The 18,543-nt window shown below is 48.7% G+C and carries 7 protein-coding genes; 4 read left to right on the top strand and 3 right to left on the bottom strand.

Features of this window, described 5'->3' with window-relative positions; translation table 11 throughout:
- Positions 1 to 180 precede the first annotated feature (180 nt).
- Positions 181 to 3,750, top strand: a complete 3,570-nt coding sequence (locus JOD20_RS19715; RefSeq protein ID WP_204756916.1) for a hybrid sensor histidine kinase/response regulator — start codon at positions 181 to 183, stop codon at positions 3,748 to 3,750.
- A 269-nt stretch (positions 3,751 to 4,019) separates the two neighbouring features.
- Here the strand turns inward: JOD20_RS19715 and JOD20_RS19710 are convergent, their stop codons facing one another.
- On the bottom strand, positions 4,020 to 5,438 hold the full coding sequence (locus JOD20_RS19710) for an aldehyde dehydrogenase family protein (protein WP_204756915.1): 1,419 nt from the start codon (positions 5,436 to 5,438) through the stop codon (positions 4,020 to 4,022).
- Positions 5,439 to 6,136: 698 nt separating this feature from the next.
- Here JOD20_RS19710 and JOD20_RS19705 point away from each other — a divergent pair.
- The 3 genes from JOD20_RS19705 to JOD20_RS19695 all read left to right on the top strand — a co-directional run bounded on the left by JOD20_RS19705 (position 6,137) and on the right by JOD20_RS19695 (position 12,271).
- Positions 6,137 to 6,739: a DUF6896 domain-containing protein gene (locus JOD20_RS19705; RefSeq protein ID WP_204756914.1), complete on the top strand. Its 603-nt coding sequence runs from the start codon at positions 6,137 to 6,139 to the stop codon at positions 6,737 to 6,739.
- A 312-nt stretch (positions 6,740 to 7,051) separates the two neighbouring features.
- Positions 7,052 to 9,370, top strand: a complete 2,319-nt coding sequence (locus JOD20_RS19700; RefSeq protein ID WP_204756913.1) for a hypothetical protein — start codon at positions 7,052 to 7,054, stop codon at positions 9,368 to 9,370.
- Positions 9,371 to 9,868: 498 nt separating this feature from the next.
- A complete protein-coding gene (locus JOD20_RS19695; protein ID WP_204756912.1) occupies positions 9,869 to 12,271 on the top strand; it encodes a hypothetical protein in 2,403 nt (800 codons plus the stop codon).
- A gap of 278 nt (positions 12,272 to 12,549) precedes the next feature.
- Here JOD20_RS19695 and JOD20_RS19690 read toward each other — a convergent pair whose 3' ends face one another.
- Positions 12,550 to 14,799, bottom strand: coding sequence for a glycoside hydrolase family 3 C-terminal domain-containing protein (locus JOD20_RS19690; protein ID WP_204756911.1), 2,250 nt, complete (start codon positions 14,797 to 14,799; stop codon positions 12,550 to 12,552).
- A 181-nt stretch (positions 14,800 to 14,980) separates the two neighbouring features.
- A complete protein-coding gene (locus JOD20_RS19685) occupies positions 14,981 to 18,463 on the bottom strand; it encodes an ATP-binding protein (protein WP_204756910.1) in 3,483 nt (1,160 codons plus the stop codon).
- Between the last annotated feature and the right edge of the window lie 80 nt (positions 18,464 to 18,543).

The raw sequence follows: 18,543 nt of genomic DNA, 5'->3' as shown, positions 1-18,543 counted from the left end.
TTAATGCACGAAGGTTCAAGAATTATTGATCCATGAAAGTGTGGAAATTGTTTATTGCATGAGCCACACGCGGCTGATATACTACTAAAGTGTCCTCTCCCTAAAAATATCGCAGACTCCCTAGCGCAACAACAGCCAAATTCTGCAATCAATTGTGCAAAGCCTGATGAGGATGGCGCAATGCCTGATATTGAAGATTCATCACTGCAACCTAATCTTCCTGCATGGATGCGCAATGGCGGGATCGCTGGAGCAAGCTTACAACAGATCGATTGGCCTACGCATCCGCTTGGGCCAATGGAACAATGGCCAAGTGCCTTACAAACCGCGCTGAGCATGGTTTTATCAGCGGCAATCCCCATGGCATTAATTTGGTCGGCAACGCAGACAATTTTTTATAATGATCAGTATCTTGAATTGCTTGATTCTGATAATCCTCCCAGCCAAGCAAATTCTGAAACCGGCTTCTTGAGCCATCCAACGCTGCAACAAGCCATCCAACAGGCCAGCGCAGGCCAAAGCAGCAATCTCAAAGCCTTTGCGATAAGTCAATCATTGAGCATCGATCTGGCTTTTAGCCCGATTTATGCAGAACACAGCAGCATTGTGGGCGTGCTGGCCAGCGTTACCCACAGCAGCAACCAACCACAAAAAAGCGTCGCTAGTCAAACAAGCACAGCTTCATTTTTGCATTTAATCGCCCAATCCACGCCGAGCTTACAGCCAAGCAAGCAGCTTCAGCCTGAGCACGAGCAGCTTGGCGCGCTGATTGGCTACGTTGATCGTCAAGGCTATTATCGTTTCAACAATCAGGCTTATCAGCAATGGTTTCAACGGCCACTCCACCACATTACTGGCGCGACGCTCAGCGAGGTTTGGGGCGAAGCCGCCTATCAGCAATTTTACGATCATATCCATCAAGCCTTGCTTGGTCAAAGCGTAAGCTTTGAGACCGTGATTGAACTGGCGCATGATCAGATTCGCAGCGTCGCGATTGAATATCAGCCAGATTTGAATGCAGCAGGCGAAGTGCAAGGATTTTTCAGCTTTATTAACGATCTGAGCAGCAATAAAAAATTAGCGGTTGCCGTTCAAGAATCGCAACAACGCTTTAATGCACTCTTCCAAACGAGCACAAGCCCAATGATTATTACCCGTTTGCAAGATGGGCTTATTTTAGATTTAAACGAAAGCTTTATTCGCCTGCTTGGCTATCAATATGATCAATTAATCAACCAGCCGATTCAAGAACTCAATATTTTCGTTAATCTGCACGATCGAATTTCCATGGTTCGGACATTAAAAAAGCAAAGCTACGTTAGTGATTATGAATTGGAAATCCGAAGCAAATCTGATGAAACAATTTTTGTTATTTGTTCAATGACCTTGCTTGTTTTAGATAATCATTTATGTAGCTTCACCGTTATTCATAATATCAATAATCGCAAAATTTTTGAGCGCAAACTGCAAGAAAGTGAAGAACGTTTAAAAATCGTGATTGAAAATCTCAATGAAGGAATTGTATTATCGGATATTGATGGCAATCTTTTTCATTGGAATCGCACAGCTTTAGCAATGCACGGCTTTGCAAGTATGCAAGAATGTCGCGAACGCTTGCCTGATTTTAACGATTTTTATGAAATTAGCACCCTTGATGATCATATCGTACCGATTGATCAATGGCCAATGGCGCGATTGATTCGGGGCGAACGTTTAGAACTAACTGAATTAAAAATTCGGCGGATTAATACGCCAATCGTTTGGGAACGCATCTTTTGCTATGGTGGGGCAACCGTTATCGATTCATCTGGGCATACGGTTGCGTTCTTAACAATTACCGATATTACCAAACGCAAACGGGTTGAACAAAAATTGCAATATCAAGCAAATCTCTTAGCTCATGTTTCTGATGCAATTATTTCAACCGATAGCAATTATACAATTAAAAGTTGGAACCGCGCTGCCGAAGAAATTTATGGCTGGCCCGCCCAAGAAGCAATTGGCCAGCGCTTAGGCCATTTGATTCCAACTGAATATATTTATAACGATAGTCATAATCAAGCAAGTACCCGTTTAATCGAGCAATCATTTTGGCAAGGCGAAGTCTACCAATATACTCGCAATGGCCAAAAATTGCATATGCTCAGTAGTGTTTCGCTGATTAAAAATATGCAAGGCCATATTCAAGGAACTGTTGGGATTAATCGTGATATTACTGCTTATAAACAAGCAACCCAAGCCCTCCAAGAAAGTGAACTACGCTTTCGAACGCTAACTGAATCATTACCACAATTAATTTGGACTTGTACAATAGCCGGAGCATGCGATTATTTAAGCCAACAATGGGTTCACTATACGGGAATTCCTGAGGCAGAACAATTAGGCTTAGCCTGGATCAATCAAATTCATCCTGATGATCAAGCAAAAATTTTGAATGAATGGAGCAATGCGCTTAATAATCGCCAAAAATTCCAGAGTGAATATCGGATTCGGCGACATGACAATACCTATCGCTGGTTTGATACCCAAGCTGTGCCTTTTTTCAACCAGCAAGACGAAATTATTAAGTGGTTTGGTGCAAGCAACGATATTGATGATCGTAAACGAGCAGAGGATGCTCAATTACGCAGCCAAAAAATGGAGGCTTTAGGCACGTTAGCTGGCGGAATTGCCCATGATTTTAATAATATTTTGCTAGCAATTACTGGCAATACCCAATTAGCAATGTTAGACCTTGATCCACAGCATCCTGTGCAGAATAACTTGCGTGAAATTGAACAAGCAGGCGAGCGGGCAACAGATTTAGTCCGCCAAATTTTAACCTTTAGTCGCCAACAAGAAGTTAAACGTGAGGTTGTTTTATTACCAACGATTGTTGAGCAGGCAGTCAAATTATTGCGTGCAACCTTGCCAGCAATGCTTGAAATTCAGGTCAAGGTGGTGGGCCAAATTCCGGCGACTGCTGCTGATCCGACCCAAATTTTCCAGATTATTATGAATTTGGCGACCAATGCGGCCCATGCAATTGGCAATAATCGCGGCTTAATCGAAATTCGGCTTGATCTAATTCATCTGACTGCTGAATTATTGCGTGCACTCCCCAACCTGCAACCAGGCCATTATGTGCGGCTCTCGGTGAGCGACAATGGATGCGGCATGGAACAAGAGACAATCAAACGCATTTTCGATCCCTTTTTTACAACCAAGCCGCTTGGCGAGGGCACTGGGCTGGGGTTATCGGTGGTTGATGGGATTATGAAGAACCACGATGGCGCAATTACGGTCTATAGTCAAATTAATAAAGGCTCAACCTTTCGGCTCTATTTTCCGACCACCAACGAGCTGCCAACGCCGGAACCACCGAAACGTCACCTGATCAGCGAAGGTGGCTCGGCCCAGATTGTGTATATTGATGATGATCAAGCATTGGTGAGTTTGGCGATTAAGATGCTCACCACCTTGGGCTACACGGTGCAAGGTTTTACCAATCCGCAACACGCCTTGGAATATGTGCAGAACGACCCCAATGCCACCGATATTGTGATTAGCGATGTCTCGATGCCACATATGTCGGGCTTCGATTTGGCCCAACAATTGCACGTGATTAAGCCCAATTTGCCGATTATTTTAACCTCGGGCTATGTGCGCCCAGAAGATTATGCACGTGCTCAAGCCTTGGGGATTCATGCGTTGATTTTGAAGCCACACACCTATGAAGATTTAGGCTATACCTTGGCCCAAATCGTCTAGCCAAGGCGGCTGAAATTTTTTAACGGTTCTTTACCCTTAACTCATCTGCTACTCATCCAAGTAGCATAATATCATTCTCGGAAACCACGCTCGGTACAAGGAAACTGCATCAACAATCGTGACGATGACGAGACCTTGGAAGGAGATAACTTCATCACCTTCAACCATCGACCGACAAAACCCCTCCTGTGATGGGGTCACACATCGCAGAACGATTCAAAAATCCTCATTCGCCGCTATCCCCCCCTATGGATAGCGGCGAATATCGTTTAGCGTTTGTTGAGCATGCGCCGCGACCACGCTACCAAACGCTTGGCAGCCCCACGATACGGCGGTTGAAACAGATTAACCAGATTTAGGCCACCTTGTTGAAAGACCGCTCGTTCATGCGAAAAGGTTTTAAAGCTATAAAAGCCGTAATAATTGCCTAAGCCGCTTTGGCCAACGCCACCAAATGGCAAATGTGGATTGGCCAAATTGAGCAAAACGCCATTAATCACGCTGCTACCAGCAGGAATTTCGCGCAACAACCAATTGGTAATTGCTTGATTTTCGCTGAAAATAGCCATTGTTAGCGGCTTGCCACTGGCACGGGTGGCCATAATTACTTCATCAACCTGGTCGTAGACCAAAATTGGCAGAATCGGGCCAAAAATCTCTTCTTGCATAATCGCCATGCCAGGCTTAACATTGGTCAAAACGGTTGGCGCAAAGCGCGCTGGATGATCGCTTGATTGACCACCTAAGGCTACTAATGCGCCTTGGGCAACTGAGTTATTGAGCAAGCCGCGCAAGCGAGCTGTAGCATTAGCATCGATCACATTGGCCAAATCAGGCGATTGCAAACGGGTATAATCGCCTTTGCCATAATTACGCTCAATTTGTTTGATAATTAATTGGGTCAAGGCTTGGGCTTGTTCGCGCTGCACCCAGACATGATCCGGCGCAACACAGGTTTGGCCTGCATTGACAAACTTGCCCCAAACAATCAATTGGGCCGCACGCTTCAAATCTGCTGAACGATCAACAATTGCTGGCGATTTGCCACCCAGTTCCAAGGTAACCGAGCTAAAATGTTCAGCGGCGCGTTGCATCACATATTGGCCAATGCGTGGGCTGCCAGTAAAGAAAATATGCTCAAATGGTAAGTCGAGCAAGGCTTCGGCGGTATCAATATCGCCCACAACCGTGGTCACATGCTCAGACTTGAAGGCGGCGGCGATAATGTTGGCAATCACTTGAGCGGTATGTGGCGTGCGCTCCGATGGCCGCACAATCGCGCAATTGCCAGCGGCAACCGCCCCCACCAAGGGAGCCAAGGCCAGCGAAAGCGGATAATTCCAAGGAGCCAAAATCAGCACCACGCCGCGCGGCTCGTATTGAATCCAGCTTTTGCTGCCAGCAAGCATGGTTGGCGTTTTAACCCGTTTGGGTTGCATCCAGCCTTCGAGGCGTTTAATTGCAAAATTAATTTGCTCGATCACCTGTTGAATTTCGGTGGCTTCGGTTTCGGCCACAGGTTTCGCAAAATCAGCCTGCAAGGCTGCATAAATATCGGGGCGGGCTTGCTCGATTGCCCGTTTAAATTGCTGTAAATAGCCAAGTCGTTCAGCTGCGCGGCTGGCAGCGATGCGGCCACGATTGGCCTGCAAGGCCGCAAATTGGCCATGAATTTGCATGAGGTTCATTGATTCCTCCAACACACCATATCGCAGGCTATTATACGCCAGCTTGGCGGCAGCATACAGAAACTTGCTAAAACCACAAACGGCCCAGTCGGGCCGCTTGCAGGAGAGAAGAGTGTAGAGGAGGAAGAATTTGATCGTAGTATCAGGCTTGAAGCTTACGACCAACCTAACGAGCCAAACCGCCACAACTCCTATTTCGGCCTAGGCCGCAGAGGGGAAGCATGTAAAATTATGAAGGATGAAGGATGAGGGATGAAACTTAGAAGTCAAAAGTCAAAAAAGAACATAGAGCAAAGAACATAGAGCATGGGATTCAGGGATCAGGGGTCAGAGGCTAGAGGCTCTTGGCTTTGGGCTTTGGGCTATGTGTAATAGTTCATTGGCTTGGCAACCGTGTTCCCTCACCCCCAGCCCCCTCTCCCACTGGACGCGGGCGAGGGGGAGCCGACCATGTTTCGCCAAGGAATTGCGGGAGAACCAGCGCGTTAAAGCCCCTCGCCCGCCACGGGGGGCAAGGGGTTGGGGTGAGGGAATCAGGCGGTGGTTAACCTGATGAATCATTACAGCTATGGGCTTTGGGCTGGCGAGAACCTAATCCTCAACATCTGTGCCAATCTGTGGCTAAAAATACTCATTAGCGGTTTCCGTGCTTCGTGGCCCTTTGTGAAACTTCGTGGATCAATTAAGGAGAGAATTTAATGCCTTCAATCAATCCTGAGTTTTTAGCAGCCTGCCGTGAATCAGTTCAGCGCCAAGTTGAGTTAATCAGTCTATTAGCGGCTTCATGGAATATGCAGCCACATGAGGTCTACTATAACTGGCGCTCACAGCGTGCTCAATCGGGCATGATTGCAGACACTGCGTGGCGCTATTTTTTGCATGGCCTAGAATGCGATATCAGCAATCAAGAAGATGGGCGCTTCGTTCGCATTGAGTTTGGGCCTGGTGGTCGCGCCGATTGCCTTTCAAGCTATAGCGTGCTGCAATTTATTATGACAAGTAAAGCACCATGGGGCTATTATCCCGAATTACAGGCCCAACTTGCCGACGAACCAGCACCATTTGATGAACACTCTGGCGATTACCACGCGATCAAAGCGTTAATTGAACCGCTTTATGCAGCCAAACTGATTGAATTGGCCGATCCTACGTTGCAGCCGATTCTAGAACAGGCACTGGTTATTACGCCCGAAGGCAGACAAATCTATGAGTTGCCAGCACCTTATGGCAACCCAAATAGCCATGGTTTTTGGGATATGATGGTTTGCCACCGCATGGTTTTGAAGCAAGCTAAGCAATGAGCGCAAAAGTCAAAAAAGAACATAGAACATAGAGCAAAGAACATAGGGGTCAGGGATCAGGGGTCAGGGATCAGGGGTCAGGGATAAGCGGCGATAGGCTCTTGGCTCTAGGCTTTCGGAAGATTATTCGTGGAATTCGTGGAATTCGTGGCCAAAAATATTTATCCTTCGTGTTTCTTCGTGCCCTTCGCGATTTCTGTGCTTCGTGCCCTTCGCGGATCAAACATTCCCCCTAATTGATGAGTGTATTAACCGTTATTCAATGCTACTATGGCGCTATCGCCCAACCAGACATTGATTTGAGGAGGATGTATGTCCAAATTTTGGCAGCCCAGCCGCTTTGGAGCGTTGCTTTTAACCGTTCTAGCGGTGCTCTCGAGCCTTGCGATTACCCGCGCCCAACAACCAGCCACCACACCAATTAATGGCGTTTGGGATAACACGATTGGCAATAGCCTACAAACTCCAGGCAGCATCAATAAACTCTACATCGGCCCCGATCAGCGCTTGTATGTTGCTGGCAATTTTGCCTATCTCAACAATCAGTTGGGCAATGGCTTAGTCTCGTGGGATGGCACAAACTGGCACAGCCATGGCCTCCAAGCCAACGATATTAATAGTATCAAAACCTTTGAAACCTACCAAAACCAACTGATTATTGGTGGAAGTTTCCAAAACCTCGCAGGTCGAGGGATTAATGGCGTAGGTCGTTGGGATGGAAGCCAGTTTCAAGGCTTTGGGGCTGGCACGCAAGGCTCCAATGATTATTGGGGCAATACGCCATCACAAGTCAACGACATTACGGTTATCAGCGATACGCTCTATCTCGCTGGCAATTTCTCGCAATTTGATACAATTGCAGCAAATTCGGTAGCCTATTGGAAACCAACCGGAATTGGTGCACTTGGCAGTTTTGATAACAAAGCCCTTGTCGCCGCTTCAACTGGTCAGCAATTGTTCGTCGGCGGTGCATTTCAGTATATCAATAATGTTGAAATTCCATTTTTTGCCCGATTTGCGAATGGCCACTGGTCGTCAATGCCGATGCCAAGCGGTATTGGAGTTAACCCTCAATGGACGACTGGGCTTAACAATGCAATTTATGCATGGGGCTACTTATTATCCAATCCAAAGCAACATTATGTTTATCGTTATAGCAATAATCAGTGGTCGATGGTTGGCAATGATCTACCAAGCCTGATTGACGGTATCATCGATGCCAATGGCTTGTATGCTTATAACAACAGAAATGTGTGGAAACTGGTCAATAATCAATGGCAACAAGTCGTGATTCCTGCGAGCATTAGCAGCATCACCGCGGTTGCTGGCACGAGCAACCAGCTGTATCTTGCAGGCCAGTTTGTGGTCAACAACCAGCCAAGCCAGTTAATTGCCTGGGATGGAACCAGTGTGACGAGCCTCGCAACCACTACCTTGCCGCCAGCAATCGCTGACGTTGGCGGGTTGAATGGCAAGCTGGTGATTAATCGGGGTGGCAATACCAACCTGCAACAATGGAATGGCAGCTCATGGCAACAACTCTATAGTATGAGCCAAGGCAGTCGGATGGTTACAGTCGATAGCCAACACACCTATCTGACGAGCGGTTATCCGTTTAGCCCAAATAATGGCAGTCTCAGCGCCCTTTGGGAATTCAGTTCAACAGGGACACTCACCAATCCGGTCGCAATTAATGGGACTGCCATAAATTGGACGCGCTCAGGCCCAAGTTTGCTAGCCAACGGCAGCACTGGCACGATCAATGGCCAAGTCTATAGCACAACCGTCCAGATTAACCAAGACCATTCATGGCAACAATTTAATGTTCGCCATTATGACAACCAAGTTCGAATTTACTTTGTCAATAATCAGTATTATGCGGTCAAACTGCTTTCTGAACCCTATTCGACGATCATTTTGATTGATATTTGGCGCAATAATAGCTGGCAAGAGCGTGATGGCATCCAAGTTGGCAACGAAACTGATGTGCAATTTGTAGTCTGGCGAGATCGCTTGTATATCAGTGGATCATCGGGATTGTATCAATTGAATGATGATGGCAACATTGTGCAGATTGCCCAATTTAATAATTTAGTTAAACGCTTGGCTAGCGTTGATGATGAGTATCTGTATGTTGCTGGCAAATTCACTGCGGTCAACCAACAAACCACTGGCTCGGTTGCCCGCTGGGATGGCATGATTTGGCAAGGTTTAGCAGCACCAGTCAATGGCGCGGTTGAACACATGGCCGTCACCAGCGACGATCTGTATCTCGCAGGCAATTTCACTCACGCTGGCACGATTCCATCCTTGGGTGTAGCCCATTTAAGCGTGGAATACCAACCACCAAGCAACACCGTAACGCCAAGCAATACACCAACGATTACCAATACGCCAACGATTACCAATACGCCAACCACCACAGTTGTACCAAGCAATACAGCTACGCCAACCACCACAGCTGTACCAAGCAACACGCCAACCACCACAGCTGTACCAAGCAATACAGCTACGCCAACCACCACAGCTGTGCCAAGCAACACACCAACCAATATCCCAACAAGCACGGCGGAGCCAACAATAATTCCTAGTCAGACCTATACCGTATTCATAGCCTATGTGGTGAAGTAATGAGAGCGTAGATGTATTAGTTCATTGCCTTAACGACGATTCCCCCCTCACCCCCTCGCCCCCTCTCCCGTCAAACGGGCGAGGGGGGAACCACGGAGTCGGTGCTCCCCTCGCCCGCGTTCAGTGGGAGCGGGACTGGAGGTCAGGGCATGCACCTGGTTGCCAACCCAATGAACCAGTGTACACATAGAACATAAAAACCATTCTTCGTGCAATTCGTGGAATTCGTGGCTAAAAATAACTTCGCGTTCTTCGCGGTTCCAAGCTTCGTGAAGCTTTGTATTGTTCAGCGCAAGCTAGCAGCATAATCCCGTAGCGTATCAAACCAAAAGCCTATCATCCAAGAGCTAGAGCCAACATCTTGGCATAGCCTTCATGTTCGTTGTGGATTAAATAAGCTATGTTAGCGATTATGTTAGTGGATTTGTTAGTTCATGATCTCTTGATCAATGCTAGGATAAGCCGTCAGTGGACTAGCAATTGATTTGAGGAGGATGTATGTCCAAATTTTGGCAGCCCAGCCGCTATCTAGGCTTCATGTTAACCATCGTAGCGGTGCTCTCGAGCCTTGCGATTACCCGCGCCCAACAACCAGCTAACCCACCAATTACTGGCGTTTGGGATACGACGATTAGCAATAGCCTGCAAACATCAGGCAGCATCAATAAACTGTATATCGGCCCTGATCAGCGTTTGTATGTTGCTGGCAATTTTGCCTATCTCAACAATCAATTGGGCAATGGCTTAGTCTCGTGGGATGGCACGAACTGGCACACCCACGGCTTACAGCCCAACGATATTAATAGCATCAAAACCTTTGAAACCTACCAAAACCAACTGATCATTGGCGGAAGTTTTAAGAATCTTGCAGGCAGAAACATTAACGGTCTAGGTCGTTGGGATGGAACGCAATTCCAAGGTTTTGGGGCTGGAACCCGTGGGACAAACGATTATTGGGACCATACGCCATCGCAAGTCAACGACTTTGCGGTTATTAGTGATACCTTATATATTGCTGGCAACTTCTCAGAATTTGATTCGGTTACAGCTTATTCGGTAGCCTATTGGAAGCCAACCGGAATTGGTGGGCTTGCCAATTTTGAAGATAAGGCACTCCGAGCAGCCTCCACTGGGCAACAATTGATCATAAGTGGGGCATTTCAGTATATCAATAATGTTGAAATCAGTGGTTTTGCCCTCTTTGCGAATGGTCAGTGGTCGCCAATGCCACGGCCAGCAAACGTGATCATCTCTAACGAAAATATTGTCAATTTCCACGATACAATCTATACATGGGGCTATCCAATTGCAAGCCCACAACAAATCAATGTCTATCGCTATAGCAATAATCAATGGACGCAGATTGGCAATGATCTTCCCGCCAATATTCGCGGCGTGATCGATGCCGATGGCTTATATGCCTATACCACAAATACGATCTGGAAACTGGTGAATGATCAATGGCAACAAGTCGTGATTCCTGCGAGCATTACCAGCATCAGTTCAGTTGTGGGCAATAGCGATCAGCTGTATCTTGCAGGCACGTTCGTTGTCAATAACCAGCCAAGCCAGCTAATTGCCTGGGATGGAACAAATCTAACCAGCCTAGCAAATACAGGCTTAGCTGTCCCAGTCTATGATATTGGCGGCGTAAATCGCCAAGTTGTGGTTAATGTCAATGGCCAGACCAACCTCCAACAATGGAATGGCACAAACTGGCAGCAAATCTATGGGATGGGTCAGAGCAGTAGGCTCGTTACCATCGATGATGAACGAACTTACTTGACCAGCGGCAGCCCATTTAGGGTCAATAATAGCAACCCCAGCGCTCTTTGGGAGATCAATTCAACGGCTACGCTCACCAATCCAGTCGCAATCACCGGAAATTTCATTAATTGGACGCGCACTGGAACAAACCTGCTGGTTCAAAGCTATTTTTCTGGCACGATCAATGGTCAAGTCTATACCAAACCCCTGCAGATCAATCAAGATCGCTCATGGCAAGCACTCAATGTTCGCAATTATAGCCATCAATCCATGATTTATCAGATCGACAATAAGTTTTATGCGGTAGAAATTGAAAATGACCGCTATTCGTATATCATCTATGTTCATATCTGGCTCAATAATCACTGGGAAGAATTTACTGTCGCGCAAGTCGGCGATGACAGTTATCCACAAGTTATTGAATGGCGTGATAATTTATATATCAGTGGCCAGAATTCGCTCTATCATTTAAATGTAACCACTGGCATTCTTGAATATGCTGCCCAGTTTGATAATGTTATTAACCGCTTGGCCATTGATGGTGAAGATTACCTCTATGTGGGTGGTAGGTTCAACACTGTCAATCAGCAGCCAACTGGCTCGCTCGCCCGTTGGGATGGCACACAATGGCAAGGCTTGGCAACACCAGTCAATGGCCCAGTTCAACAGATTGCCGTAACGAAAAATGATTTGTATCTTGCAGGCAATTTCACTCACGCTGGCTCAATTCCATCATTAGGCGTAGCTCATCTCCAATTGGATTATCAAGTGCCAAGTAATACACCAACGCCAACCAATACACCAACGCCAAGCAACACACCAACGAATACAGCTACACCAACCAATACCAGCACGCCAATCAATACAGCTACACCAACCAATACAGCTACACCAACCAATACAGCTACACCAACCAATACGCCAACCAACACAGCTACACCAAGCAACACACCAACCAATACAGCTACACCGACTGCTACCAACACACCAACCAACACGGCTATACCAAGTAATACGCCAACCAATATCCCAACAAGTACGACTGTGCCAAGTAATACGCCAACCAACACGGCGGAGCCAACGACGATTCCAAGTCAGACGTATAAAGTGTTTATAGCCTATGTTGTGAACTAATGAGAGCAAGAGAGGGATGAAGGATGAGGGATGAAGCTATAGCCCTTCGTGCAATTCGTGGAATTCGTGGCTAAAAATAACTTCGTGCGCTTCGTGGATCACATTTTTAACGCAGCGGCGCAGAGGAGATGTGGCTATCGGCTGGAGGCTATAGGCTATCGGAACGTTTGACAGGATGAAACTAGAGTCAATAGCCAATAGCCAATAGCCAATAGCCAATTCCCCTTCGTGGATCAAAAAAAGGGATCAGTGGTAGCCACTGATCCCCTTACCATTACCTAGCCCTGATTAACCTTGGCAACAATTTCATCAACTTGGCTAGGTTCGAAGAAGCCAAAATTAACAAACTTGGCCAACGGAATTGGCTCGAAGATCGCGCGGGTGCTGGCGCTTTGACCATCGATAAAGGCTCCAGCACTTGCTTGCAACAGCTCAGCCCCAATCGGATCATCCAAGAATTCCTTGATTGAACTCATGCGGGTCAGCACTTTGCGCGCCGAACGTGGATCTTCATTAACCGTCAGATCGGCGACCAACGGCAGATCGTCGCTACAGCCACCAGCCAAAATTGTATACTCGCCGCCTTCCATCCGCCACGCCGCTCGTTGCTGGTCGTAGACGCTGAAATCGCGGGCAGCAAGGCTTAATTCAATGGTCTTGGTTTCGCCAGCAGCCAACTCAACTTTGGCAAAGGCTCGGAGTTCTTTAACTGGGCGCAAATAACTGGATTTGGTTGGTTTAACGTAGACTTGCACAACTTCTTTGCCAGCGCGGTCGCCGGTGTTGGTTAGGGTTACGCTTACCGTCAAGGGCGTAGCATCGTCGATGCTGCTGGCACTCAGCGCAAGCTGATCGTAGCGGAATGTGGTGTAGGATAAGCCATAGCCAAAGGGAAACAGCGGCTTAACTTTGCGCACATCGTAATAGCGATAGCCAATAAACAGGCCTTCGCCATAACGCACTACCCCAGCTTCGCCTGGATAATTCAAGTAGGCTGGCGTATCAACCAGATCATAGGGGAAGGTTTCGGCCAATTTGCCGCTTGGATTGACCGTGCCAGACAGCACATCAACTAAGGCGCTACCCACAGCCTGCCCCGCCAAGCCAGCTTCAAGCACCGCTCGTACTTGACCAAGCCACGGAATGCTGACCGCCGAGCCGTTGATCAAAATCGCCACTGTATGCGGCTGCACCGCAGCTACCGCTTCGAGCACTTGATTATGGCCAGCTGGCATGTTGATGTGAGTACGATCAGCGCCTTCAGTTTCGTAGGCATCGGGCAAGCCGACCAAAACCAAGCTTACACTTGCATCTTTGGCAGCAGCCAAGGCTTCATTCAACAATGCTTCGTTGGTATTGCCATCGTGATCATAGCCAGAGGCAAAAGTCACTTCAACCGTGTGTTCGCCGAGCCATGCTTGCAAGGCTTCAAGTGGCGTATCAACCTGAGTTGCATTAATTTCCGAGCTGCCAGCGCCTTGATAGCGTGGTTTTTGGGCGAAATTGCCAATTACCGCCACGCGGCTGCCAGCAACTGGCCGCAACGGCAAAATCCCATCGTTCTTGAGCAGCACCATCGATTCACTGGCAGCCCGCCGCGCTAAGGCATGATGCGCCGCCTGATCATAGCTTGCTGCTGGTTGACGTTGCTCCAGCCCACGCAAAATAATCTTAAGCATGCGGCGGGCAGCATCGTCAATTACCGTCTCTGAAAGCGTTTCCTTGCGCACCAAATCGGCCAATAATTCAACGTGATTCAGGGCTGGGCCTGGCATTTCCAAATCGAGGCCAGCACTTAATGCAGCAGCTTTATCGTTAACTGCGCCCCAATCGGAAACCACAATCCCTTCAAAGCCCCATTCATCGCGCAAAATCTCGCTGAGCAATTGCTTGTGTTCGGTTGCGTAGATGCCATTGATTTTGTTGTAGGCAGCCATAATCGTCCAAGGTTGGGCACGCTTGACAACTTGCTCAAAAGCTAGCAAATACAACTCGCGCAATGTGCGTTGATCAACCTCGGCGCTAATCGTCATGCGCTCGAATTCTTGGTTATTGCAGGCAAAGTGTTTGAGCGATGTACCAACGCCGTGCTCTTGCACTGCTTGCACGAACGCCACACCCAACTCGCTAGCCAACACCGGATCTTCGGAATAGTATTCGAAGTTGCGGCCACCAAGCGGCGTGCGTTTGAGGTTGATGCCAGGCCCAAGCACAATTTGGACGTTATTGGCTAAACATTCTTGGGCAATCGCTGCACCAATCGCGCGCGCCAAATCAACATCCCAGGTCGAGGCGACGGCGGCGGCGGTAGGGAAACAGGTGGCAGGCAGCGCATCGACAATGCCAATTGAGGAATTTTCGGGAGGTTTGCGCAAGCCATGCGGGCCATCGTTCATGTTAATCGAGCCAAGCCCCAAGCGTTCGACGGGGTGGGTGCTCCACATATCTTGGCCGATGGTCAGCGAAATTTTTTCTTCCAACGTCATTTGAGTCAACAAGTCGTTGATTTGTTGATCGCTCGCGGTCATGAATTCGACCTTTCCTTGCCACAAAATGCAGCATCTACGAGAACCAGTGCAACAGCGCAGCATGGACGGTCATCGCATTCCAGCCCATGAGCCAACGCCCCGTTGCGTCGCATTCCTAATTCACTTGATCAGAAAGGCTATCACACCTGTTCTCAAACTATCGATCGTAAGCCAGTACTTGCTAAATAATGTAGGTTGAGCTTGGTTCTTGCAGCGTTGCTTGAACCAGAGGCAGCCCCAAAAAGCGCTCGCGCAATTCATCGCGCAGAATGTTGCCCGAAATATGTTGAATCAAGCGCTGAGCATGTTGGCGCTCGCTTACCGCCAGCGTAAATTGGCCCTGAGCTTCGAGCCATTCAGCGCGCCACGCCCGAAAGCGCCAAAGATCATGAATATCGCCAGCAGGCTTTTCGTTAATCAATACTTCGCTGAATTCGATCGCTTCAGCCAATTGGCCTTGGGCCGCTGCCAAACGGGCGCGATAGTTGGAAACCAACGAGCCACCAAACCACAACGATGAAAGTTGCTCGACAATTTCGGCAATTAAACGCTCGGCATGAGCATAGTCGCCAAGTTTGAGGCACAATTCAATATGAATAACCCGCAACATCACCCCAGCCACCACTTGTTGCTCGCCAAGTTCAAAGCTCAAAATATGGCGAATCGTTTCACTCAGCTCAGCTGGATCTTGATTGGTTTGCTCGAGCGTGATAAGCAAGCGCATGGCAATGAACAATTGGCGCAATGCAATTAACGCTTCATCGTTAACTTGTTCAATGTATGATTCGCCAGCTTCCAGCACATCTAGCGCCGCTTGATAATCGCCAAGCATGCGATAGAGCCGAATTAGCTCAGTGCGCCCATACATATTCAGCATAATCGGCCCTGAAAGGCTCGATTGCTCGATTGATGACTGGAACATGTGCAAAGCTTGTTGAATATCGCCAGTTTCAACCGCAATGCCGCCAAGCACCGAGCGCGAAAAGCCCAAATTCCAAGCGTTGCCAATCATCACAGCCAAACGCTCAGCCTCACGGGCGTAGCGCACAGCTTGATCCAAATCGCGGCGCGAATAGTAGAAATCGGCCATGCCCGAAAGGCTATCGGCCAGCATCGGCAAGTTATTCAATGAGCGCCAAAGTTCAATCGCCTCGCGCAACATTCGTTCGGCCAATTCTGGTTGGCCATTGTTGATTGCAACACGGTGGAAATCGTTGAGACAATAGGCTTGCAGCTCGCGCATGCCCAACTCACGGGCCAAACCAAGCGCTTTTGCGCCCCACGGCTCGGCAGCAGTAAAGCGGCTGAGGTGGCCTTCGATCAAGGCCAAAAGCCAATAACAACGGGCTTCCGATTGACGATCGCCTTGTTGGATCGCCAGTTCCAAAGCACGCGTCGTCTCGCTGCGGCTGCGATCAAGGTCGCGATGGTGGCTCGGCAGCATCAACAGTCGCGCATGCTCAATCAAGACAATAATCAACGATTCGGTATCATGTTCGCTCTCACAGCGCTCAAGCACATGCTGGTATAACTCGAGCGCTTGTTTGGTTTCGCCAATTAGCTCGGTAGCACGGGCATAATTCAGATACAAGCCGCGCACCACACCCAACGGCAAATCGTAATGATGGCTCAAATCGTGAGCGCGTTCATAATGGCGAATTGCCTCGCGCAAAGCATATTGGCGATAGGCCACGTCGCCAGCAAGCAAGGCATATTCAAAGGCCTTGGGATGCTCGGCATGCATAAAGTGGTTGGCCAAAGCCGCTGCCAATTCTTCGCGCCGCGAGGGATACAAGGCTTCCAAGGTTTCGCCAACTACGCCATGCAAACGCCGCCGCTCAGTTTGCAAGGTCGTGCTATAGACCACTTCGTGAACCAAAGCATGGCGAAAACGCAAATAGCCATTGGGATTCGTGCGATCACGCCGTAACAACTCGCGATCAACCAACAAATCGATTGAGTTGGTCATTTTTTCGGCGGTCGAGCCAAGCACCTCGGCCACCACCCGAATTGCAAAACGGCGACCAATCACCGCAGCAATGTGCAACAATTGGCGCAACTCGCTGGGCAAACGATCGATCCGCGCTGCCAACAAGCCATGCACGCTATCGGGCAATTCGATTTGATTAATTGCTTCCAGCGCCACCCAACTATTGCCATCGTGCATAATCGCTTCGCGATCGATCAGCGTGCGAATCACTTCTTCGACAAAGAAGGGGTTGCCATCGGCTTTGTTGAGAATCGCCGTGCGCAAATGCTCGGGCAAGCCATCGAAATGCAGCAAATTGGCGATTAATTCGCGGCCATTGGCGAGTGATAAAGGCGCTAAATTCAATTCGAGGCCACTTAAATCGCGGGCCGATTCGACCAAGCGCCAGCCCACCACTTCGCGATCAGGCCGCGAGGTGGCCAAAATGACGAGCGGAATGTCGTTATGCAATTGCAAAAGATTTTGCAGCACATCAACCGAAGCCTCGTCTGCCCAGTGAATATCCTCAATCGACCAAATAACGGGCGTATGTTGGCCTTGGGCCAGCACCAAACGCCGCACAGCGGTAATATACAAGGCTTGCAACGCTTGCGGGCTGAGTTCATCGAAGCGGCGCGAAGCTGGCAGCAACAACAAATGGCTCAGCGCTGGAATCACCTGATCAGCTTGATCTAACAACAGTGCCGTGGCGATTTGATGCAAGGCAGCTGCCATATCATCTTCACTATCGGTAATTGAAACGCCAATCAGCGAGCGCACCAAATCGCGCAGCAAGGCATAGGCACTTTCTTGGGTATAGGAGAGACAGCGGGCCTCGTACCAAACAACTTGGGGCAATTGCTCAAAACTTTGATTACGCCATTCGGTCAAGAGCCGACTTTTGCCAATGCCCGCCTCGCCGACCGCCATCACCACCCGCCCGCGCTGTTTGCTAAGTTCAGTGGTGACCGCCAACAAACTATCGAGTTCGCCAGTGCGGCCAACCATTGGGCTTTGCAGGCCTTTGATGCCACGGCCAGATGAGGGTCGCGGATTGAGGCCGCGCAACTTGAACACCGCCACTTGTTCAGAGCGACCTTTGATTGTGCGTTCGCCAAGGGCTGCATAATCAAACACGTGGGCCGTCATACGTTGGGTTTCGGGGCCAACCAAAATCTCGGCGTTGCTGGCCAAATCTTGCAAGCGGGCAGCCAAATTAACTGCATCGCCAATGACCGAATATTGCTGCCGACCGAGCGAGCCGATGCCACCAGCAATCACCACGCCAGTATTGATGCCAATGTGCAAGCCAAGTTCGAGGCCTTCTTGTTGGCTGAGTTCAGCAATTGCAGCGAGCATGGCACTGGCAGCGTGCACAGCCCGAATCGGATCATCTTCGTGAGCAAGGGGTGCGCCAAAAATCGCCATAATTGCATCGCCAATAAATTTATCGACGACTCCGCCGTAGTGCTCGATAATCGGCACCAAACGGTCAAAACAGGTATTAATTAAGCGATGTACCGCCTCAGCGTCGAGCTGTTCAGCAATTGAGGTAAAGCCCACCAAATCGGCGAACATCACCGTAACCCGCCGTCGTTCGCTACGAGGCAAGGGTGTATCGGCCAACATGCGGCCACATTGTGAACAAAAACGTGCGCTAGCAGGGTTGAGGTTGAGACATTCTGTACATTGCATAGGCGGTGTACTCGGCGCAAAAATATTGCACCATTATAGCGTTAATTTTACTATTTTTGAAACAAATGTTTACTAGAGCT

It is taken from the genome of Herpetosiphon giganteus (assembly GCF_016907925.1).
GTDB lineage: Bacteria > Chloroflexota > Chloroflexia > Chloroflexales > Herpetosiphonaceae > Herpetosiphon > Herpetosiphon giganteus.
This window is presented reverse-complemented; position numbering and strand designations above follow the sequence as displayed.

Bases quoted from the DNA above. Each gene is read 5' to 3' on its own strand.
- JOD20_RS19685 (WP_204756910.1), bottom strand. From the start codon at position 18,463: ATGCAATGTACAGAATGTCTCAACCTCAACCCTGCTAGCGCACGTTTT.
- JOD20_RS19715 (WP_204756916.1), top strand. From the start codon at position 181: ATGCCTGATATTGAAGATTCATCACTGCAACCTAATCTTCCTGCATGG.
- JOD20_RS19700 (WP_204756913.1), top strand. From the start codon at position 7,052: ATGTCCAAATTTTGGCAGCCCAGCCGCTTTGGAGCGTTGCTTTTAACC.
- JOD20_RS19705 (WP_204756914.1), top strand. From the start codon at position 6,137: ATGCCTTCAATCAATCCTGAGTTTTTAGCAGCCTGCCGTGAATCAGTT.
- JOD20_RS19690 (WP_204756911.1), bottom strand. From the start codon at position 14,799: ATGACCGCGAGCGATCAACAAATCAACGACTTGTTGACTCAAATGACG.
- JOD20_RS19710 (WP_204756915.1), bottom strand. From the start codon at position 5,438: ATGAACCTCATGCAAATTCATGGCCAATTTGCGGCCTTGCAGGCCAAT.
- JOD20_RS19695 (WP_204756912.1), top strand. From the start codon at position 9,869: ATGTCCAAATTTTGGCAGCCCAGCCGCTATCTAGGCTTCATGTTAACC.